Genomic DNA, 18,707 nt, shown 5'->3' on the forward strand with positions numbered 1-18,707 from the left:
CCGCGATGAGGCCATCACTAAAAACATCAATCTCCGCCACTAAATGTGCATTGTTAATTTGGTAATTTGCATATAACCGGTGCTGTCCGAACGACAACACCGCTTCAACAAAAGTTGTCCTGCTGTTCATCTAATTCATTTAAACAAAGGCAAAGCCCACGGCCACCAGGCCCTTTGCCATCTGGCACAAAACCTGCTCTATCTCCTGCGACTGGCCTGACTATGCCCATAGAACGCCGAGGTAACTATCGATGAACTTCAAGGAATACACCGATGCACGTGATGCAACCCAATCGACTGCGCCTGGCCGTGCGCCACGCCACCCTGGCCACAGCCCTTAGCTCTGCCCTGCTCGCCCCAGCCGTTGCCGCCGAGGCCGACCAGACCCTGGGTACAGTCACTGTTCAGGGCGCCAGGCAAACCGCCGCGCAAGCCGCGCAGAGCCAGCTGGCGGAAGTACCCGGCGGCACCAGCGTGGTCGACAGCGAAGAAGTCGCCAAGGGCCGCACTGCCACGCTACAAGACACCCTCGGTTATCAGCCCGGCGTGTTCGTGCAGTCCACCGGCGGCAATGACGCCGCCAAGATCTCCATCCGCGGCTCCGGTGCCAACACCTCGCCTGGCTACTTCCGTGAGGGGATCAAGTTCCTCTTCGATGGCCTGCCACTGACCGGCCCGGGCGGCACCCCCTACGAGTTCCTCAATGCCTCGGGGGTCAACTACACCGAGATCCTGCGCGGCGCCAACGCCTTCCAGTACGGCGCGTTGACCCTGGGTGGCGCGGTCAACTTCGTCAACCACAGCGGCTACAGCGCCCCCGGCCTGCGCCTGCGCGCCGAAGCCGGCAGTTATGGCTACCAGAAGCAAACCGTCAGTGTCGGCGGCGTCGAAGGCGATCTGGACTACTACCTGCAAGCCGACAACTACCGCAACCACGGCTCGCGCGATTTCAGCCTGTCGCGCAGCTCGGGCATCGTCGCCAACGCCGGCTACCGCTTCAGCCCCAAGCTTGAGACACGCCTGCTGCTGCGCTATCGCGACGAGTTCCACAACGACCCCAGCGCCACCACCCTGGCCAATGCCAAGCACCACCCGCGCCGCGCCAGTGCCACCGCCGAAAGCAGCGGCGCCGGCGCACGGCGCCCCGGTAGCATCTGGCTGGGCAGCAAGACCACCTACACCTTCGATGACGATGCCCGGCTGACCGTGGGCCTGTCGTACCACGACTACCGCCACACCAATAACCCGCGCAGCCCGAGCAACCCCAGCTATTGGGACTGGCACGACCTCGGCCTGCTGCTCGGCTATGACCGCGTCGACAGCCTGTTCGGCCACGAGAGCCGCAGCAGCCTGGCCTTCACTTCGACCCAGCACCTGCGCGGCGGAGTCAACTCGGCCACCGGCGACAAGGTTTCACTGAAAAAGGTCGACTATCAGGATTCGTTCGACAGGGTGTTTTCTTTGGGCAACGACCTCAACCTGGTCGATGGCCTGTGGCTGACCAGCGGTGTGTCGTTCGTCAACGTGCGGCGCAAGGTCGACATCGACTACGCAGTCAACCCCAACCGCACCGACTTCCCCCAGCACGTCGACTACGACAACTGGAGCATCGCCCCACGCATCGGCTTGCGCTACGAGTTCACACCAAACCTGCAAGTGTTCACCAACGTCAGCCGCAGCATCGACCCACCGGCCTCGTGGGAGTACTCCGGCTCCGGCCCGAGCCTGCCCTACATCCGCCCGCTGGTGGAGCAGAAAGGCAACACCTTCGAGGTCGGCATCAAAGGCTCGCATGGCATCTTCGACGGCAGCCTGGCGCTGTATCGCTCCTGGATTCACAACGAGCTGCTCAACGTGCAGATCATCCCCGCCACCTCCACCGCTGCCGCAGTGACCGGTGCATTCAACGCCTCGCCGACCATCCACCAAGGCATCGAAGCAGGCCTCAATACCCGCCTGTGGGAGAACGCCCAGGGCGACCAGGTGCGCTGGCGCCAGGTGTACACCTATAACGACTTCTACTACCGCAACGACGATACCTTCGGCAGCAATCAACTGCCCGGCATTCCCAAGCACATCTACCAGGGCGAGGTGCAATACCAACACCACAGCGGCTGGTATAGCGGGGTCAACGTGCAGTCGGCTTCACGCACCGCCGCGGATTACGCCAATACCCTGTATGCACCGTCGTACACCATCTGGGGCGCAAACCTTGGGTATGAGGCGCCGAAGGGCAATTGGAAGGTGTCGCTGGATTTGAAGAACCTGGCCAACAAGGCCTACGTGACGGCAGTGACCCCGGTGTACAACGCCCGTGGCCAGGATACGGCGGCGTTCTGGCCGGGCGATGGGATTGGCGCTTATGTCGGGGTTGAGCTGAGGTACTGATTGGTTGGAGGTTTCCCCGGCTCCTACAGGCAATCCCTGTAGGAGCTGGCGAAGCCTGCCGCACAGCGGCCCCAACGACCTCAAGAGAAACTCAGGCCCTGGGCATCAGCTCATAAGGCGCCTTCCAACCCGGCACTGCCTTGATCCGCGCCTTCCACGCCTCGATGTGCGGGAAGTCAGTCAACTGCATGCCAGTCTCCTCAGGCATGAACACATACCCAGCCAACGACAGATCGGCGATGGTCAAACGCCCGCCAACCATGAACGGCGTTTGGCTCAGGTGCTGATCCACCACCTGATAGGCCGCCGTGGCGCGCTCACGGAAGAATTTGGTCACTTCGGTCTCGCCGGTTTTCTTCAGGCCGTAGAGAAAGCGCAAGGTGGCGTAGTAGCTGGTGAACTTGTGGTTGTCGAACAGCATCCAGCGCCAGATTTCGCGATGTTCCTCTTCACTCTGCGGGCCAAATTGACCGGTCTGCGCGGCGAGGTAGTCGAGGATCAACGCCGACTGGGTGAAGGTCTGCCCGTCATGCTCGAGCACCGGCACTTCGCCCTGCTCGTTGATCTGCTGGCGCCAGCTGTCGGTGCGGGTCTGGCCGTGGAAGTAGTCGACCAAGACCGGTTGCCAGTCTTGGCCAGTGAGTTCGAGCATGAGTGCGGCTTTGTAGGCGTTGCCGGATTCGCCGAAGCAATGCAGCTTGTACTGAGGCATGGTTGACCTTCATAGTCCTTTGAATGGCGCGTTCAGAAGGCTGCTTTGCAGCCCATCGCAGGACAAGCCCGCGATGAGGCCAGTAGATCATGGCCACTATCGAACAGCCAACACCCACATCATCGAGCAAGGAGGCTCCATGGCCCCCCCTACATGTTCCGCGAAACTGCCCCACACCCTGACCACCCCCCGCCTGCGCGTTTCTCGCCCAGACCTGGCCCTGGCGCCACACCTACACCAGGCATTGCTGGCCAGCTATGCCTTGCACCAGCCCTTCCTGATCTGGGCCAAGCCGGATTGGACCCTGGAACAAATCGAGCAAGGCCTGGAAGAAAGCCAGGCCGATTTTCATACCCCCACAGGGGAAAAGCGCTACTTCGTGCTCGAACCCAACACCGGCGAGGTGATCGGCTGCATCGGCCTGACGCCCAGGGCTGAAGAGTATGAAGTGGGTTACTGGGTCAGCCAGGGTTTCGCCGGCAAAGGGCTGATGCACGAGGCGCTGAACACGCTGCTCGACGCCGTGGATGCAGCGGTTTGGCTGACGACCGCAGTGGACAACACCGCCAGCCAGCGCTTGGCTGAGCGTGCAGGATTCAGCCGGGTGGGCGAGGCGCCCAGGCCGAATGATCCTGCGACGCAGGGGTTGCTCTATCGGCGTGGCTGATGGCCAGGCTCCCAATGCCTGCAACTCACTCCAGCGCCAGCGAGCAACCACCGTCCAATGCACCCAAGACCGGTGGCAGGGAACTACCGGCTAGCTCCTGGGCTCTTAACATCATGCAGACATTCCCCTGGGCTTCACCCTTCTGGAGGTTTCGCCATGCGTCGATTGCTGATCGTTTCTTCACTGCTGGTGCTGTTGCCTGCCGGTTCTGCCCTGGCCCGCGTGGATGCGGGCGATGTCGCCACCTCGGCAGGGGTTTCCGCCTCGCTGTACTCGACCTTCAAGGATGACAAACGAATCATTCCTGCCCGCGATGAGCTGTCGGCCTTCGTTGCCAGCGGCGGTGCTATTCGTGGCGCCTATGCGGAGTCGGCACTGGAACAGGCGCGCAAAAACTATCCTGGGCTGCAGGCGAGTGACGAGGAGCTGGCCCGGGCAATCCTGTCTCAAGATGATCCGCTGACCGACAACTGATAGATCATTCACACCCGCTGCAGCCTTTCGCGGAACCAAGCCGCGAAAGGCGTGCGGGCTATGTCTGCACCGATTTTAAAAAAAATGACGAAAGTCTTCCTGCCCTGCCCGCATTTTTCCTGTTGCCAACTCCCGCTAAGGTTGTCGCATCCCACCTGAATTTGGAGCGACACCATGAAAGCCATTGTCTTCACCGAGCACGGTCTGCCCATCGACGATCCAGCAGCGCTGTTCGACAGCGAACTACCGCGCCCTACGCCAGGTGCGCGCGACTTGCTGGTGGAAGTTCAGGCCATTTCGGTCAACCCGGTCGACACTAAAATTCGTGCAGGCTCTGGCAGCACTGGCCAACCCAAAGTGTTGGGTTGGGACGCGGTGGGAGTCGTGCGTGAAGTCGGAGCAGAAGTCACGCTGTTTCAGCCAGGCGATGAGGTGTACTACGCCGGCGCCATCGACCGCCCCGGCAGCTACAGCCAGTTTCATCTGGTGGATGAGCGCATCGTCGGGCACAAGCCACGCACCCTCGATGCTGCCAGCGCCGCCGCATTGCCACTGACCTCGATCACCGCCTGGGAGCTGCTGTTCGACCGCCTTGGCATAGCCGAAGGCGGTGGCAAAGGGCAACGCCTGCTGATTGTTGGCGCCGGTGGTGGCGTGGGTTCGATCCTGACCCAGTTGGCGCGCACCCTGACCGGGCTGACGGTGATCGGCACCGCCTCGCGCCAAGAAACCCAGCAGTGGGTCAAGGAGCTGGGGGCACACCACGTGATCGACCATAGCCAGCCCCTGGCGCCGCAGCTGGCGCAAATCGGCGACGGCCAGGTGGACCTGGTGATCAGCCTGACTCACACCGACCGACACTTTGCCCAATTGATCGAGGTCTTGCGCCCACAGGGGCGAATGGCATTGATCGACGACCCTGCCAGCCTCGATGTGGTGCCACTCAAGCGCAAGTCGTTGTCGCTGCATTGGGAACTGATGTTTACCCGCTCGCTGTACCAGACCGAGGACATGATCAAGCAACACCAACTGCTGGATCGGGTTGCCGGGTTGATCGACCAAGGTGTGCTGAGGACGACGTTGGGCGAGCATTTTGGCGCGATCAATGCGCAGAACCTGCGGCGGGCGCATGCGCTGATCGAAAGTGGCAAGGCCAAGGGCAAGATTGTGCTGGAAGGTTTCTGAATGTCTGTTTGATCCGGCCAATGCATGGCCTGCAATGGCCTTTTCGCGGGCAAGCCCGCTCCTACAGGATCACCACTGAGTTTTGATCGGTGCGGCCCCTGTGGGAGCGGGCTTGCCCGCGAAGAGGCCGGCACTTGCCCCTGCAAAGCCCAGATCAATCACTGGTCAGCCGCTCCAGTCGTTGCAGCAGAAACGCCCGCAACTGCTGCACCAATGGGGTCAGCGACTGGCGGTGGGCGCAAACCATCTGCAACGGCGTCGGCTGCCCCCACTCCCTGGGGAACAGCTCCAGCAAACGGCCTGCGCGCAAATCATCGCGTACATCGAGCTGCGACTTGTACACCACGCCTAACCCGGCCACCGCCCAGCGCCTGACCACATCGGCATCGTCACTGGTGCGATCGCCCGCCACCACCACCGCTTTTACGCCTTGCGGAGTATGGAAATTCCACCTCTCGTGGGTCAGCTCGCCCATCATGTAGCGCAGGCAGTTGTGCTGACTCAAGTCTTCAGGCGTGCTCGGTGCACCATGGCGGGCGATATAGGCGGGGGCGGCGCAGAGGATACGGCGATTGCCAGGGGCCAGCGGCAACGACACCAGGCTCGAATCCGCCAGCTGGCCATAGCGGATGCCTGCATCCAGCCGATCACTGAAAAAGTCGGCGATCTGATCGCTAAAGCGCAGCTGCAGTTCGATCCGCGGATGGGCTACCTGGAACTCATCGAGCAAGGGCAACAACACATTGCGGCCCAAGTCCGAGGGCATCGACAAGCGCAGCGGGCCGGCGATTTCCTCGCGGCCATGCTCCAGGGCCATTTCACCTTCAGTCAGTGCATCGAGCACCTGACGGGCATGCGGCAGGTAGCGCTGGCCCTCATCCGACAGGCGCAGCTTGCGCGTCGAGCGCACGAACAGGCGAATGCCCAGGCTGCGCTCCAGACGCTGTACCGCACCGCTGGCCAGGGCCGGGGAAATATCCAGTTGGCGGGCAGCAGCGGAAAAACTGCCGGCCTCGACGGTGGTCACGAACACCTGCAGGTCGTCCATGCGCACGAGTTTTTTCATTGCCGGTGTTTCCTCATGAGTTGAGCCGGCGCACATCGCGGCGCACGGCTTGGGGCGGGATGCCAAAGCCACGCAAAAACGCTTCGCGCAAGTGCCTGCGGTCGCGAAAACCGGTTTCCCGCGCCACCACATCCAGGCTGTGGCGGCTTTGCTCGATAAGTAAGCGCGCCGCTTCCAGACGCAGACGTTCAATCGCCTTGGCCGGCGACTGGCCGGTTTCGGCGGTGAACACGCGGCTGAACTGGCGCGGGCTCAAGTGCACCACGCCGGCCAACTCCTCGACCCCAAGTGGCTGCTGCAGATGCTGCCGGGCGTACTCCAGGGCGGCCTGGATACGGTCGGATTTAGGTGCCAGCTCCAGCATCTGCGAATGCTGCGATTGGCCACCGGTGCGCCGTTGCTGCATCACCAACCGATGCGCTACGGCACGGGCGATGTCTGCGCCCAGATCTTTTTCCACCATGCCTAGGGCCATGTCGATACAGGCCGTCATCCCGGCCGAAGTCCATAGGTTGCCGTCGGCAATGAAGATGCGATCCTGTTCGACGCGGATGCGCGGATAGCACTGCTGCATGGCCTTGGCATAGGCCCAATGGGTGGTGGCGCGACGCTCATCGAGCAGGCCAGCGGCGGCCAGGGTAAAGGCGCCGGTGCAGATGCCGGCCGTGCGCCGTGCCTGCTGGCCCAGCGCGCGCACCAGCTCGACCTCGGCTGCGCTGGGCGGGGTTTGCACCGGCATCAGTGTGCCGGCCACCAGCCAAGTATCGGCATGCCCAGGCGAGTCGACTGCCTGGGTTTGCAGTTGCAGGCCCAGCGATGAGCGCAACATGCCCCCGGCGACGCTGTAATTGCCGAGCACATAGACCGGCTCGCCCACCAGCAAGTTGGCGAACTCGAACACCGACTGCGAGGCCAACCCCATGACCTGGAAGCCCTCGCACAACAGGTAGCCAACGCGGTGCATGGCAACGCTCTCGCTATGACCTAAAAGCGTACTATATGCGTCATTTGCGCCAACCGCAAAGCACCGCATCATGGCTGCACATCCCCTCAACGGAGCATAACCATGACTCATCCAGGCACTGCACTGATCACTGGCGCTTCCTCCGGCATCGGCGCGGTCTACGCCGAACAGCTGGCGCGCCGCGGCTATGATCTGATTCTGGTGGCGCGCAATCGCCAGCGCCTGAACCAGCTGGCCGACCGCCTCACCACCCTCACCCAGCGCAGCATCGAGGTGCTGCCCGCAGACTTGGGCGATGCCCAGGACCTGGCGAGTATCGAGACGCGGCTCGCGCAAGACGCCAGCATCACGCTACTGGTCAATAACGCTGGGATCGGCACCCATACGCCGCTGCTGGAAAGCGACGTCGAGCACATGGCCCAGATGATCGCGCTGAACATCACCGCCCTCACCCGCCTGACCTACGCGGCGGTGCCGGGCTTGGTGGCGCGGGGCCAGGGAGCGGTGATTAATATCTCGTCGGTCGTGAGCCTGGCGCCGGAGTTGCTCAACGGTGTCTATGGAGCGAGCAAGGCGTATGTCACAGCCTTCAGCCAGTCGCTCAATCGTGAGTTGGCTGATCAGGGGGTACAGGTGCAGGCGGTGTTGCCAGGGGCAACGGCGACCGAGTTCTGGGCCACCGGCGGGCTGCCAGTGGAGAACCTTGATCCGGCAATGGTGATGTCGGCTGAGGATCTAGTGCGCGCGGCGCTGGAAGATTTTGATGCGCGGCGGTTGATTTCGATTCCGTCGCTGCATGCGTTCGAGCGCTATGAAGCGTTTGAGGCGAGTCGCCAGGGCTTGCTGGGGCAGTTGTCCAATCAGCAGGTGGCGCCGCGTTATAGCGCTGGTTGAAGCCATAGTCGGCAATGGACTTCATCGCGGGGCAAGCCCGCTCCCACGACGGTCATTGCGGGGATCGTGGGAGCGGGCTTGCCCCGCGATGAAACCACTGCTCGCCGCAAAAGGCTTGCCGTAGAGCGCTGAGGGTCTAGGCTCATGCTTTCACGATAATAAGGAAAGCAGCCCAATGCCGATGTCCCGTCCTCCCTTCGCCCTGGCCATGGCGCTGTGCCTGGCCTGCTCCCCGGCACTCGCCGCCGACCCCAGCGCTGAAGATTTGCTCAAGCAGGCCCAGGCCGAACAAGCGCACTACCTCGACACCCTCAAGACCCTGGTCTCGGTCGACACCGGCACAGGCACCGAGCCGGGCCTGCGCCAAGTCAGCGGTGAATTGGTCAAGCGCCTCAAGGCCCTCGGAGCCGAGGTTCAGACCCATCCGGCCAAGCCGTCGGTGGGCGACAACATCGTCGGCACGTTCAAGGGCACGGGCAGCAAGGACTTCCTGCTGATGGTCCACTACGACACCGTGTTCGTCACCGGCACCGTGGCCAAGCGGCCATTTCGGGTCGAAGGCGAACGTGCCTACGGCCCCGGCGTTGCCGACGCCAAGGGCGGTGTGGCAATGATCCTGCACGCGCTCAAACTGCTGCAGGATCAGCAGTTCAAGGGCTACCGCACGCTCACCGTGCTGTTCAACCCAGACGAGGAAATGGGTTCGGCAGGCTCCAAGCAGATCATCGCCGAGCTGGCGCGCAAGCATGATTATGTCTTCTCCTACGAGCCACCAGACAAGGACGCGGTCACCGTCGCCACCAACGGCATCAACCGTTTGAAACTGCAAGTCAAAGGGCGCTCGTCCCATGCCGGTTCCGCCCCGGAAGAAGGCCGCAACGCATTGACCGAACTTTCGCACCAGATTCTCCAACTCAAAGACCTGGGCGATGCCAGCAAAGGCACCACGGTCAACTGGACCCTGGCCAAGGCCGGCGAGAAGGCCAACATCATTCCGGCCCTGGCCACCGCTGAAGCCGATATGCGTTACTCGGACCTGAGCGAAACCGATCGAGTGGCAGCCGATGCCAAGCGCATCGTGCAAAAACCACTGATCGCCGACACCCAGACCAGCGTCACCGTGGAAAAAGGCCGCCCACCGTTGGCGCGCAACGAGGGCTCGACCCAGTTGGCCGAAACCGCAAGGCAGCTGTACAGCCAGATCGACCGCAAGATCGAACCGATCGCCATGCGCTTTGGCACCGATGCCGGCTACGCCTACGTGCCCGGCAGCGCCAAGCCGGCAGTGCTGGAGACCATGGGCGTGGTCGGCGCCGGGCTACATGCCGATGACGAGTACATCGAGTTGAACAGCGTGGCGCCACGCTTGTACCTGACCGTGGCGATGATCAGGAAACTCGCCCAGTAACCCTTGCCGCACCTGGCCGGCCTCAAAGGCCGGCCGCTTCCAGGGTTGCCAGGCGATGCTGGAAACGCTCCAGAAAGACGCTCTCAGCCACGGTCATCTTCTGCTCGCGGTTCCACAGCAAAAGCAAATCGACATCGACGATGCCTTCGGCCGGAGGCAGGCGCCACAGCAGCCCCTGCGCGAGATCTTTTTCCAACAGGTGCTCGGGCAGGCAACCGATGCCAAAGCCTGCGCACACTAGGCGGTGAATTTCCTCGAAGCTGGAGGACGAAGCGACGATCCGCCCAGTAAACCCATGTTGATCGCGGAACATCGCCAGAGGCGACAAGTTGCCGCCCAACTGGTCGCTGACGAAACTGACGAAGCTCTCGCCTTGCAGCTCGTCAAGGGTCACATCACTGCGCCCATACAAGCGATGGCGCTTGCCACAGAAGAAGGCAAAGCGCTGGCGCAGCAACTGGCGCTGCTCAAGCTTGGGCTGGGCGATGCGACACAGGCCGAGCCCGGCGGTGGCGGTCTTTTGCAACAGCGAGCTGATGATGTCGGCGCTGCGCAGCACTTCGATCTCCAGCTCGACCTTGGGATGGGCTTGGTGGAAGTCGCCGAGAAACTCATCGTACAACGCCGAATGCACGCGGCTGATGGTCAACAGCCTAACCTTGCCCACCACCGCATCACTGCGCTGCTCGACGGCGGCACTGATGCGTGACACGTCGGCGTAGATATCGCTGGCGATGCGCAGCACCTCCTCGCCCGCCGCCGTCAGATCAAAGCGTGGCCCACGGCGCAGGATCAGCGGGCACTCCAGTTGCTCTTCCAGCCTGCGCAACGCCTGGCTGACCGCCGACTGGGTGATGTGCAGGCGCGCAGCGGCGCGGCTGATGCTGCCTTCCTGACCAATCGCCAAATAGGTACGCAGCAGGTTCCAGTCCAGGCGGTCGTTGAGGAACCGGCGACCTTCCCATTTGTTGACCAGTGCAGCAGATCGCGATGTCGGTGGGTTCATCTCAAGCCTTATTAGTAGCTCTGCTAATACGACGGATAAGAATTAGCAAATTGACTAATCATAGCCCCAAGGCGATAAAACCCGAAAGCGCCACAGAGCGCGCCCGGCTTAGCCAGATCCGCACCCTGCCTATAACAAGCACATAAAAGAAGGGCTTTGCATGCACACCTCAAAACAGCCGCGTCGCGCGGCGGCGGCCGCGTTCGTCGGCACCACCATCGAGTTCTACGACTTCTACATCTATGCCACCGCCGCCGCCCTGGTGCTCGGCCAGGTGTTCTTCCCCAGCAGCGACCCGCTGCTGAGCACCCTGGCGGCGTTCGGCACCTTTGCCGTGGGCTTTGTCGCAAGGCCGCTGGCCGGTATGGTGTTCGGCCATCTGGGTGACCGCCTGGGGCGCAAGAAGATGCTGCTGATGACCATGCTGCTGATGGGCCTGGCCACCACCGGTATCGGCCTGCTGCCCAGCTACGCCAGCGCAGGCATCTGGGCACCGATCGGGCTGATCGCGCTGCGCATCGTGCAAGGCATCTCGGTGGGCGGGGAATGGGGTGGCGCAGTGCTGATGGCCAGCGAACACGCTCCCGCCAAGCGCAAGGTGTTCTATGCCTCGTTCGCCCAATTGGGCAGCCCGGCCGGCTTGCTGCTGGCGCTGATCGCCTTTCGCCTGGTGTCGATGCTCGATCAGGACGACTTTCTCAGTTGGGGCTGGCGCCTGCCATTCCTGGCCAGTGGGGTGCTGATGATGGTCGGCCTGGCGATTCGCTTTGGCGTCGATGAGTCGCCTGAATTCAAGGCCGCGCAAGCCAAGCACGAGGTGGTCAAATACCCGGTGCTGGAGGTGGTGCGCGACTGCTGGCGGCAGATCTTGTTCGCGGCACTGGCGGTGACCATCGGCTCGGCCGGGTTCTTCTTCACCAACACCTTCATGATCACCTACGTCACCACCTACCAGGGCATCGCCCGCTCGACCATTCTCGACTGTCTGTTCCTGGTGACCATCCTGCAGTTTCTGACCCAACCGCTGGCGGCGTTGCTCGCCGAGCGGATCGGCGAGGGTCGCTTCCTCAAGCTGGTGGCCCTGCTGTGCATGGCTGTGCCCTACCCGATGTTCCTGCTGGTGGGCACCCAGAACCTGGTGCTGATGACCCTGGGCATTGCCCTGGCCGTGGTGACCTTGTCGGCCCTTTACGCGGTGATCGCCGGCTACATGTCCCAGGCGTTCCCGGCGCACCTGCGCTATTCGGGGATCTCGCTGGCCTACCAGCTGATCTGCGCCTTGGCCGGTGGCAGCACGCCCATCATCGGCACGCTGCTGGCGGATCGCTTCGCGGGCCAGTGGATGCCGTTGGCGCTGTTCTTCACCGCGCTGTCCGCCCTTTCCTTGATCGGTGTCTGTGGCCTGGCTCGCCTGCGTGGCGAGATTGAACAACCCAGCGCCGTCATCGCTCGCTAAAACCAGGAGTTTCCATGAGCAAACCACACGCCGTCAGCGATACCGAATGGCAGGCACGCTGCGAACTGGCCGCGTTGTACCGGCTGGTCGCGCACTTTCGCATGACCGACCTGATCGACACCCACATCACCTTGCGCATCCCAGGCCCTGAGCAGCATTTTCTGATCAACCGCTACGGGGTGCTGTTCGACCGCATGTGCGCCAGTGACCTGGTGCGTATCGACCAACATGGCAACGTCGTCGACCAGGCGTTCGGCGAGCGGCGGATCAATGCCGCAGGCTTCGTCATCCACTCGGCGATCCACACCGCGCGGCCTGACCTGCACTGCGTGATCCACACCCATACCGCCGCGGGCATTGCCGTCTCGGCCCAGGAGCAAGGGCTGTTGCCGATCAGTCAGCATGCGCTGAAGTTCTACGGCAAGCTGGCCTACCACCGGTACGAGGGCATCGCATTGTCGCTGGACGAGCGCGAGCGTTTGATCGCCGACCTCGGCCCGCACAAGGCGATGATCCTGCGCAACCACGGCCTGCTGGTCGGGGGGGCAAGCGTGGCCGAGGCGTTTCATGAGATCCACTTCCTCGAGCGCGCCTGCCAGGCGCAGGTGCAGGCCCTGGCTGGGGGTGGCAAGCTGGTGTATCCCAGCGAACAGGTCTGCCGGCACACTGCCGAGCAGTTTGCCCGCGACGATGCGGCGCAGATCATCAGCCTGAGCTGGAATGCCGCCCTCACCCTCATCGAACACCAACGCGAGTCGTATTGCTCATGAAACCGCTGGTTCTGCTGTCGACCGATCAAACGCTGCTTGGCCAGCTCCAGGCGGCGTTCGCCCGCAACGCCCCCCAGCTGCCAGTGGTACTGGCTGACGACCCCCTCGCCGAACAGGCGCAGGTGGCCGCCTGCTGGTTTCCACCCGCAGGCAGCCTGGGCGCTTTGCCCAACTTGAAACTGATTCACTCGGTGGCGGCGGGCGTCGACCACCTGGCCCACGACCCCAGCCAGCCTGCCCTGCCAGTGTGCCGGGTGGTCGACCCGGCGCACCGCCAGGGCATGGCCGAGTACGTGCGCTGGGCGGTGATCCACTATCATCGCGATTTCGACCTGGCCATGGCCCAGCAGCAACGCCAGTTGTGGCTGCGTCACCCGCAGCGACCGGCGGCTGATTTTCATATCGGCGTGATGGGGCTGGGTTCGCTGGGCGGCCCGATTGCTGCCGAGCTGGCAGCGGCGGGCTATGCGGTACGTGGCTGGGCGCGCAGCGAAAAACAGCTCCCAGGGGTACGCACCTTCGCAGGCAGCGCTGAATTCAACGGCTTTCTCGACGGCCTCGACCTGTTGGTGAATCTGCTGCCGCTGACCGAGTCGACCCGTGGCATTCTCTGCCGACAAACCTTTCAAGCGCTGGCCCCGGGGGCGGCCGTGATCAACTGTGGGCGCGGCCAGCATCTGCACCAGCAAGACCTGATCGCAGCGGTCGGCAGCGGGCGCTTGCGTGGTGCGTTACTGGACGTCTTTGACCAAGAGCCGCTGCCCACGGATAACCCGCTGTGGAGCACGCCAGGGATTGTCGTCACCCCGCACATGGCCTCCTGCGCCTCGCACGACTGCATTGCCCAGCAGGTGGCGGAGAATGCGCGGCGCTTGGCCGGTGCAGAGCCCTTGCTGAACCGGGTGGACCCGGCGCTTGGTTACTGAAGGGCAGTGTTCAGCGCCAGCCATCCATACGCATGGTCGCCCTGACCAAGCGCTGCTCCTCCTGCTCGATCTCGCGCAGGCTGTCGCGAATGCCGTTGATGTGTTCACGCGCCGCACGCTGCGCCTGCTCGGGCAACTGCTCCATCACCGCCTGGTACAACCGCGCATGCTGGCGATCGATCTGGCGCTTTTGCGCCGGGCGGCAATAGAGGTTGTTGACCGAGGCGAACACGGTGCTCAGGGTCAGGTCGCTGAGTGATTGCAGGGTATGTACCAGCACCGGATTGTGCGACGCCTCGCTGATGGCGCGGTGAAAAGCATGGTCGCGGCGAGCATGCTCTCGCGGGTCGAGGCTGTCGCTGGCGGCGTGCGCGGCCAGCATGTCTTCGTAGCGGCGGCGGATCAGCAGGCGGTCGACATCGGTCGCCCGCAGCGCTGCCAGGCGCGCGGATTCGGCTTCCAGCAGCGCGCGCACTTCCAACAGGTCGAACAGTGTGCGCGGCTGCGAGCTGAACAGGTGCATCAGCGGGCTAAGGCTGTCGCGCCCGCTGAGCTGGGCAACGAACGAACCGCGACCCTGTTCGGTATCGATGATGCCGCGCCCACGCAGGATGCGCAGGCCCTCACGCAGCGCCGAACGCGAGCAGCCAAGCTTTTCCACCAAACGCCGCTCCGAAGGCAGGGCCTGGCCGACCTTGAGTACGCCATCGACGATCAACTTCTCCACCCGCTCAGCCACCTGATCGGCGACTTGGGTCTTGCCCTCTGCGCTCATGCACCTCTCCAACTGGTAGGACCACTGGTATCAGCTCACTGACCTCAGCCGCAACGGGCTAGGTACTGCCCTATTTGAAGGTAGCAGTTCTGAAAAAACTGGTAGGACCAGTTACGCAATCGCTCGACCACAGCGCCGTTCACGCGCACGCTGGAGTAGTCAAAGCTATGCCGGAAATCGGGCCCTTGGCGGCCTGGACAACTACAAGAATCTTGGCGAGTGAACCTGATGAATATCCTCTACGACGAACGCGTAGATGGGCCGCTGCCAGCTATCGACCAGCAACAGTTGCTGCTGGCCCTGCGCGATGCCCTGCCCGACCTTGAGATTCTGCACCGCAACGAAGACCTCAAGCCCTACGAGTGCGATGGCCTCTCGGCCTACCGCACAGTGCCGCTGCTGGTGGTGCTGCCCGAGCGCCTGGAACAGGTGCAAACCTTGCTCAAGCTCTGCCATCAACGCGGGGTGCCGGTAGTGGCTCGCGGAGCCGGCACCGGCCTGTCGGGCGGCGCCTTGCCGCTGAGCAAGGGCATCTTGCTGGTGATGGCGCGCTTCAACCGTATCCTTGAGGTCAATGCGCAGGGGCGTTACGCCCGCGTCCAGCCGGGTGTGCGTAACCTGGCGATCTCCCAGGCGGCAGCGCCCTATGGCATGTACTACGCGCCTGACCCATCGTCGCAGATCGCCTGCTCGATCGGCGGCAATGTCGCCGAGAACGCCGGTGGCGTGCACTGCTTGAAGTACGGTCTGACCGTGCACAACCTGCTCAAGGTGGAAATCCTCACCATCGAGGGCGAACGCCTGACCCTGGGCAGCGATGCCTTGGACAGCCCAGGCTTCGACCTCTTGGCGTTGTTCACCGGCTCCGAGGGCATGCTTGGGATCGTCACCGAAGTCACCGTCAAGCTGCTGCCCAAGCCGCAGGTGGCGCGGGTGCTGCTGGCCAGCTTCGAGCGGGTCGAGGACGCGGGTCGAGCGGTGGCCGAGATCATCGCCGCCGGGATCATCCCGGGTGGACTGGAGATGATGGACAACCTGGCGATTCGCGCCGCTGAAGACTTCATTCATGCCGGCTATCCGGTCGAGGCTGCGGCGATCCTGCTGTGCGAGCTCGATGGCGTCGAGGCCGATGTACAGGACGACTGCGAACGGGTGCAGGCGGTGCTCGAACAGGCCGGTGCCAGCGAGGTCCGGCTGGCCTGTGATGAGGCCGAGCGCGTGCGCTTCTGGGCCGGGCGCAAGAACGCCTTCCCGGCCGTGGGGCGGATATCGCCGGATTACTACTGCATGGACGGCACCATCCCTCGCCGCGAGTTGCCACGGGTGCTCAAGGGCATTGCCGAGCTGTCCGAGCAACATGGCTTGCGGGTGGCCAACGTTTTCCACGCTGGGGACGGCAACATGCACCCGTTGATCCTGTTCGATGCCAACCTGCCGGGCGAGCTGGAGCGGGCCGAGGCGATCGGCGGCAAGATCCTCGAGTTGTGCGTGGCGGTTGGCGGCAGCATTACCGGCGAGCATGGCGTGGGGCGCGAAAAGATCAACCAGATGTGTGCCCAGTTCAACAGCGACGAGATCACCCTGTTCCACGCGGTCAAGGCCGCGTTCGACCCGCAAGGCCTGCTCAACCCCGGCAAGAACATCCCGACCCTGCACCGCTGCGCTGAATTTGGCGCGATGCACGTGCACCACGGCCAACTGCCCTTCCCTGACCTGGAGCGTTTCTGATGAGCATGGACCGCGACCTCAGCCAGGACCTGCTCGAACAGGTCAACCAGGCCGTCAACCTTGGCAACCCGCTGCGCATTCAGGGTGGCAACAGCAAGGCCATGCTCGGCAATCCGGTGGCCGGCGAGATCGTCGATACCCGCGGCCATCGCGGCATCGTCAGCTATGACCCGACCGAGCTGGTACTCACCGCCCGCGCCGGGACGCCATTGCTGGAAATCGAAGCCGCGCTGCATGAAGCCGGGCAGATGCTGCCCTGCGAGCCGCCGCACCTGGGGCCTAACGCGACACTGGGCGGCATGGTTGCGGCGGGTTTGTCCGGGCCGCGTCGGCCTTGGGCTGGCTCGGTGCGCGACTATGTGCTGGGCACGCGGCTGATCACCGGCCACGGCAAGCTGCTGCGCTTTGGCGGCGAGGTGATGAAGAACGTCGCCGGCTACGATGTCTCGCGGTTGATGGTGGGCAGTTTCGGCTGCCTCGGGCTGCTCACCGAAGTGTCACTCAAGGTGCTGCCGCGGCCGCGGCAAACCTTGAGCCTGCGCCTGGCAATGGACAGCCACCAGGCCCTGGCCGAGCTGGCCGAGTGGGGCCAACAGCCGCTGCCGATCAGCGCCGCCTGCCACGATGGCGAGGCGCTGTACCTGCGCCTTGAAGGCGGTGAAGGCTCGGTGCTGTCAGCGCGCCAGCGGCTGGGTGGCGAGACCCTCGACAACCGTTTCTGGAGCGACCTGCGTGAGCAACGCCTGGCGTTTTTCAAGGCTCCAGAACCGCTGTGGCGGTTGTCTATGCCCTATGCCACCGGTGAACTGCAATTGCCCGGGCGCCAGCTGATCGATTGGGGAGGCGCCCAGCGTTGGCTGAAGTCTTCAGCCCCAGCTGCGCAGATCCGCGCACAGCTGGCCGAGGTCGGCGGCCATGTCACCGGCTATGCCGCCGGCACGGACAGCACGGCGCCGCTGGCAGAGGGTTTGCTACGTTATCACCGCGCGCTCAAGCAGCAGCTCGACCCCCAGGGTATCTTCAACCCTGGCCGCCTGTTTCCAGACCTGTGAGGCCACGCCATGCAAACCACTCTGAGTGAATCGAGCAAGCGCCTGGCCCGCGCCGAAGAGGCCGAGAGCATCCTGCGCTCATGCGTGCACTGCGGCTTCTGCACCGCCACCTGCCCCACCTATCAATTGCTCGGCGACGAGTTGGATGGGCCACGCGGACGGATCTACCTGATCAAGCAAGTGCTTGAAGGTGAACCGGTCAGCGCCAGCACCCAGCTGCACCTGGACCGCTGCCTGACCTGCCGCAACTGCGAAACCACCTGCCCGTCGGGGGTCAAGTATCACGACCTGCTGGACATCGGCCGCGCAGTGGTCGAGCAGCAGGTGCCGCGGCCATTGTCCCAGCGCCTGCTGCGCGAAGGACTGCGCGCAGTAGTGCCGCACCCGGCCCTGTTCAAAGCCCTGGCCCGCACCGGTCAGGCCCTGCGGCCGGTGCTGCCGGCCAGCCTCAAGGCCAAGTTGCCGGCGCAGGTAGTCGCTCCCGGCCAGCGCCCGCAGGCGCGCCATGCACGTCGCGTACTGCTGCTCGAAGGTTGCGTGCAGCCGGCGCTTTCGCCCAATACCAACGCGGCTGCCGCGCGCTTGCTCGACCGCTTGGGGATCAGCGTCGAACCGGCCCGCGAGGCCGGCTGCTGCGGCGCGGTCGACTACCACCTCAACGCCCAGGCGCAAGGCCTGCAGCGCGCCCGGCGCAATATCGACGCCTGGTGGCCGGCGGTCGAGGCCGGCGCCGAGGCCATTGTGCAAACCGCCAGTGGCTGCGGTGCGTTCGTGCGTGAATACGGCCATCTGCTGGAGCACGATCCACACTATGCCGCCAAGGCAGCACGGGTCAGCGCCCTGGCCCGCGACCTGGTCGAGGTGCTGCGCGACGAGCCCGTCGAGCACCTTGGCGTGTGCGCCGAACAGCGCCTGGCCTTCCACTGCCCATGCACCCTGCAACATGCGCTCAAGCTTGGCGGTGAGGTGGAACGGCTGTTGCGCCGACTCGGCTTCACCCTCACCGCAGTGCCCGACGGCCACTTGTGCTGCGGCTCGGCCGGAACCTACTCGCTGACCCAGCCGCAGCTGTCGCGGCAGTTGCGCGACAACCGCCTCAATGCCCTTGAGAGTGGCAAACCGCAACTCATCGCCACCGCCAATATCGGCTGCCAGACCCACCTCGATGGCGCTGGGCGGACACCGGTACGGCACTGGATCGAAATCGTCGAAGCAGCCCTCAATCAGGAGATTTGA

The 18,707-nt window shown here is 63.6% G+C and carries 17 protein-coding genes; 12 read left to right on the forward strand and 5 right to left on the reverse strand.

The genetic code is table 11. The annotated features are described in order from the left end of the window. Window positions 1–273: 273 nt before the first annotated feature. On the forward strand, window positions 274–2,388 hold the full coding sequence (locus ACF8K2_RS05540; protein ID WP_264233590.1) for a TonB-dependent receptor domain-containing protein: 2,115 nt from the start codon (window positions 274–276) through the stop codon (window positions 2,386–2,388). A 91-nt stretch (window positions 2,389–2,479) separates the two neighbouring features. On the opposite strand, the gene ACF8K2_RS05545 is transcribed toward ACF8K2_RS05540, so the two are convergent. Beyond that, window positions 2,480–3,100, reverse strand: a complete 621-nt coding sequence (locus ACF8K2_RS05545) for a glutathione S-transferase family protein (protein WP_392463811.1) — start codon at window positions 3,098–3,100, stop codon at window positions 2,480–2,482. Between the two features lie 139 nt (window positions 3,101–3,239). Between ACF8K2_RS05545 and ACF8K2_RS05550 the strand changes: the two genes are divergently transcribed. The 3 genes from ACF8K2_RS05550 (at window position 3,240) to ACF8K2_RS05560 (ending at window position 5,426) form a co-directional block, all read left to right on the forward strand. Beyond that, window positions 3,240–3,767, forward strand: coding sequence for a GNAT family N-acetyltransferase (locus ACF8K2_RS05550; protein WP_392463812.1), 528 nt, complete (start codon window positions 3,240–3,242; stop codon window positions 3,765–3,767). A 156-nt stretch (window positions 3,768–3,923) separates the two neighbouring features. Beyond that, window positions 3,924–4,241 carry a DUF2388 domain-containing protein gene (locus ACF8K2_RS05555; protein WP_392463813.1) on the forward strand — a complete coding sequence of 106 codons (318 nt, stop codon included), beginning with the start codon at window positions 3,924–3,926 and terminating at the stop codon, window positions 4,239–4,241. Between the two features lie 174 nt (window positions 4,242–4,415). Further along, window positions 4,416–5,426, forward strand: coding sequence for a zinc-binding alcohol dehydrogenase family protein (locus ACF8K2_RS05560; protein ID WP_392463814.1), 1,011 nt, complete (start codon window positions 4,416–4,418; stop codon window positions 5,424–5,426). A 154-nt stretch (window positions 5,427–5,580) separates the two neighbouring features. Here ACF8K2_RS05560 and ACF8K2_RS05565 read toward each other — a convergent pair whose 3' ends face one another. Together ACF8K2_RS05565 and ACF8K2_RS05570 are read right to left on the reverse strand one after the other, a co-directional pair. Beyond that, on the reverse strand, window positions 5,581–6,492 hold the full coding sequence (locus ACF8K2_RS05565) for a LysR substrate-binding domain-containing protein (protein WP_392463815.1): 912 nt from the start codon (window positions 6,490–6,492) through the stop codon (window positions 5,581–5,583). 13 nt (window positions 6,493–6,505) lie between these two features. Then, window positions 6,506–7,456 carry a GlxA family transcriptional regulator gene (locus tag ACF8K2_RS05570; protein ID WP_186555193.1) on the reverse strand — a complete coding sequence of 317 codons (951 nt, stop codon included), beginning with the start codon at window positions 7,454–7,456 and terminating at the stop codon, window positions 6,506–6,508. Window positions 7,457–7,558: 102 nt separating this feature from the next. On the opposite strand from ACF8K2_RS05570, the gene ACF8K2_RS05575 reads away from it, so the two are divergent. Both ACF8K2_RS05575 and ACF8K2_RS05580 read left to right on the forward strand, forming a co-directional pair. Further along, window positions 7,559–8,350 carry an SDR family NAD(P)-dependent oxidoreductase gene (locus tag ACF8K2_RS05575; RefSeq protein ID WP_392463816.1) on the forward strand — a complete coding sequence of 264 codons (792 nt, stop codon included), beginning with the start codon at window positions 7,559–7,561 and terminating at the stop codon, window positions 8,348–8,350. Window positions 8,351–8,525: 175 nt separating this feature from the next. Beyond that, a complete protein-coding gene (locus ACF8K2_RS05580; RefSeq protein ID WP_392463817.1) occupies window positions 8,526–9,758 on the forward strand; it encodes a M20/M25/M40 family metallo-hydrolase in 1,233 nt (410 codons plus the stop codon). A 22-nt stretch (window positions 9,759–9,780) separates the two neighbouring features. Here ACF8K2_RS05580 and ACF8K2_RS05585 read toward each other — a convergent pair whose 3' ends face one another. Continuing rightward, window positions 9,781–10,764, reverse strand: coding sequence for a LysR family transcriptional regulator (locus ACF8K2_RS05585; protein WP_392463818.1), 984 nt, complete (start codon window positions 10,762–10,764; stop codon window positions 9,781–9,783). A 160-nt stretch (window positions 10,765–10,924) separates the two neighbouring features. Here ACF8K2_RS05585 and ACF8K2_RS05590 point away from each other — a divergent pair, with 160 nt between their 5' ends. The 3 genes from ACF8K2_RS05590 to ACF8K2_RS05600 are packed head-to-tail and all read left to right on the forward strand — an operon-like array spanning window position 10,925 to window position 13,916. Continuing rightward, window positions 10,925–12,220 carry an MFS transporter gene (locus ACF8K2_RS05590; protein WP_392463819.1) on the forward strand — a complete coding sequence of 432 codons (1,296 nt, stop codon included), beginning with the start codon at window positions 10,925–10,927 and terminating at the stop codon, window positions 12,218–12,220. Window positions 12,221–12,234: 14 nt separating this feature from the next. Then, on the forward strand, window positions 12,235–12,990 hold the full coding sequence (locus ACF8K2_RS05595; RefSeq protein ID WP_392463820.1) for a class II aldolase/adducin family protein: 756 nt from the start codon (window positions 12,235–12,237) through the stop codon (window positions 12,988–12,990). After that, on the forward strand, window positions 12,987–13,916 hold the full coding sequence (locus ACF8K2_RS05600) for a 2-hydroxyacid dehydrogenase (protein ID WP_392463821.1): 930 nt from the start codon (window positions 12,987–12,989) through the stop codon (window positions 13,914–13,916). Before ACF8K2_RS05595 ends, ACF8K2_RS05600 begins: the two co-directional genes overlap by 4 nt. Before the next feature lie 10 nt (window positions 13,917–13,926). Here the strand turns inward: ACF8K2_RS05600 and glcC are convergent, their stop codons facing one another. Next, window positions 13,927–14,691 (reverse strand): transcriptional regulator GlcC, encoded by a 765-nt coding sequence (gene glcC / locus ACF8K2_RS05605; RefSeq protein ID WP_186555186.1) that lies wholly within the window; start codon window positions 14,689–14,691, stop codon window positions 13,927–13,929. Between the two features lie 228 nt (window positions 14,692–14,919). On the opposite strand from glcC, the gene glcD reads away from it, so the two are divergent. From glcD to glcF, 3 genes are read left to right on the forward strand one after another with little or no spacing between them, the layout of a single operon-like run. Next, window positions 14,920–16,419, forward strand: coding sequence for a glycolate oxidase subunit GlcD (gene glcD / locus ACF8K2_RS05610; RefSeq protein WP_392463850.1), 1,500 nt, complete (start codon window positions 14,920–14,922; stop codon window positions 16,417–16,419). Further along, window positions 16,419–17,471: a glycolate oxidase subunit GlcE gene (gene glcE / locus ACF8K2_RS05615; RefSeq protein WP_392463822.1), complete on the forward strand. Its 1,053-nt coding sequence runs from the start codon at window positions 16,419–16,421 to the stop codon at window positions 17,469–17,471. The genes glcD and glcE overlap by 1 nt, the downstream gene beginning before the upstream one ends. A gap of 9 nt (window positions 17,472–17,480) precedes the next feature. Continuing rightward, entirely contained in the window at window positions 17,481–18,707 is a 1,227-nt protein-coding gene (gene glcF, locus ACF8K2_RS05620) for a glycolate oxidase subunit GlcF (protein ID WP_392463823.1), read from the forward strand.

The sequence above is a fragment of the Pseudomonas sp. xss_2 genome (assembly GCF_043104195.1).
GTDB lineage: Bacteria > Pseudomonadota > Gammaproteobacteria > Pseudomonadales > Pseudomonadaceae > Aquipseudomonas > Aquipseudomonas urmiensis.

What these genes read in the sequence shown, in the direction of transcription:
- ACF8K2_RS05550 (WP_392463812.1), top strand. Translation starts at nt 3,240, where the DNA reads ATGGCCCCCCCTACATGTTCCGCGAAACTGCCCCACACCCTGACCACC.
- ACF8K2_RS05590 (WP_392463819.1), top strand. Translation starts at nt 10,925, where the DNA reads ATGCACACCTCAAAACAGCCGCGTCGCGCGGCGGCGGCCGCGTTCGTC.
- ACF8K2_RS05570 (WP_186555193.1), bottom strand. Translation starts at nt 7,456, where the DNA reads ATGCACCGCGTTGGCTACCTGTTGTGCGAGGGCTTCCAGGTCATGGGG.
- ACF8K2_RS05585 (WP_392463818.1), bottom strand. Translation starts at nt 10,764, where the DNA reads ATGAACCCACCGACATCGCGATCTGCTGCACTGGTCAACAAATGGGAA.
- ACF8K2_RS05595 (WP_392463820.1), top strand. Translation starts at nt 12,235, where the DNA reads ATGAGCAAACCACACGCCGTCAGCGATACCGAATGGCAGGCACGCTGC.
- ACF8K2_RS05575 (WP_392463816.1), top strand. Translation starts at nt 7,559, where the DNA reads ATGACTCATCCAGGCACTGCACTGATCACTGGCGCTTCCTCCGGCATC.
- glcD (WP_392463850.1), top strand. Translation starts at nt 14,920, where the DNA reads ATGAATATCCTCTACGACGAACGCGTAGATGGGCCGCTGCCAGCTATC.
- ACF8K2_RS05560 (WP_392463814.1), top strand. Translation starts at nt 4,416, where the DNA reads ATGAAAGCCATTGTCTTCACCGAGCACGGTCTGCCCATCGACGATCCA.
- ACF8K2_RS05540 (WP_264233590.1), top strand. Translation starts at nt 274, where the DNA reads ATGCACGTGATGCAACCCAATCGACTGCGCCTGGCCGTGCGCCACGCC.
- ACF8K2_RS05565 (WP_392463815.1), bottom strand. Translation starts at nt 6,492, where the DNA reads ATGAAAAAACTCGTGCGCATGGACGACCTGCAGGTGTTCGTGACCACC.
- ACF8K2_RS05580 (WP_392463817.1), top strand. Translation starts at nt 8,526, where the DNA reads ATGCCGATGTCCCGTCCTCCCTTCGCCCTGGCCATGGCGCTGTGCCTG.
- glcF (WP_392463823.1), top strand. Translation starts at nt 17,481, where the DNA reads ATGCAAACCACTCTGAGTGAATCGAGCAAGCGCCTGGCCCGCGCCGAA.
- ACF8K2_RS05600 (WP_392463821.1), top strand. Translation starts at nt 12,987, where the DNA reads ATGAAACCGCTGGTTCTGCTGTCGACCGATCAAACGCTGCTTGGCCAG.
- glcC (WP_186555186.1), bottom strand. Translation starts at nt 14,691, where the DNA reads ATGAGCGCAGAGGGCAAGACCCAAGTCGCCGATCAGGTGGCTGAGCGG.
- ACF8K2_RS05545 (WP_392463811.1), bottom strand. Translation starts at nt 3,100, where the DNA reads ATGCCTCAGTACAAGCTGCATTGCTTCGGCGAATCCGGCAACGCCTAC.
- ACF8K2_RS05555 (WP_392463813.1), top strand. Translation starts at nt 3,924, where the DNA reads ATGCGTCGATTGCTGATCGTTTCTTCACTGCTGGTGCTGTTGCCTGCC.
- glcE (WP_392463822.1), top strand. Translation starts at nt 16,419, where the DNA reads ATGAGCATGGACCGCGACCTCAGCCAGGACCTGCTCGAACAGGTCAAC.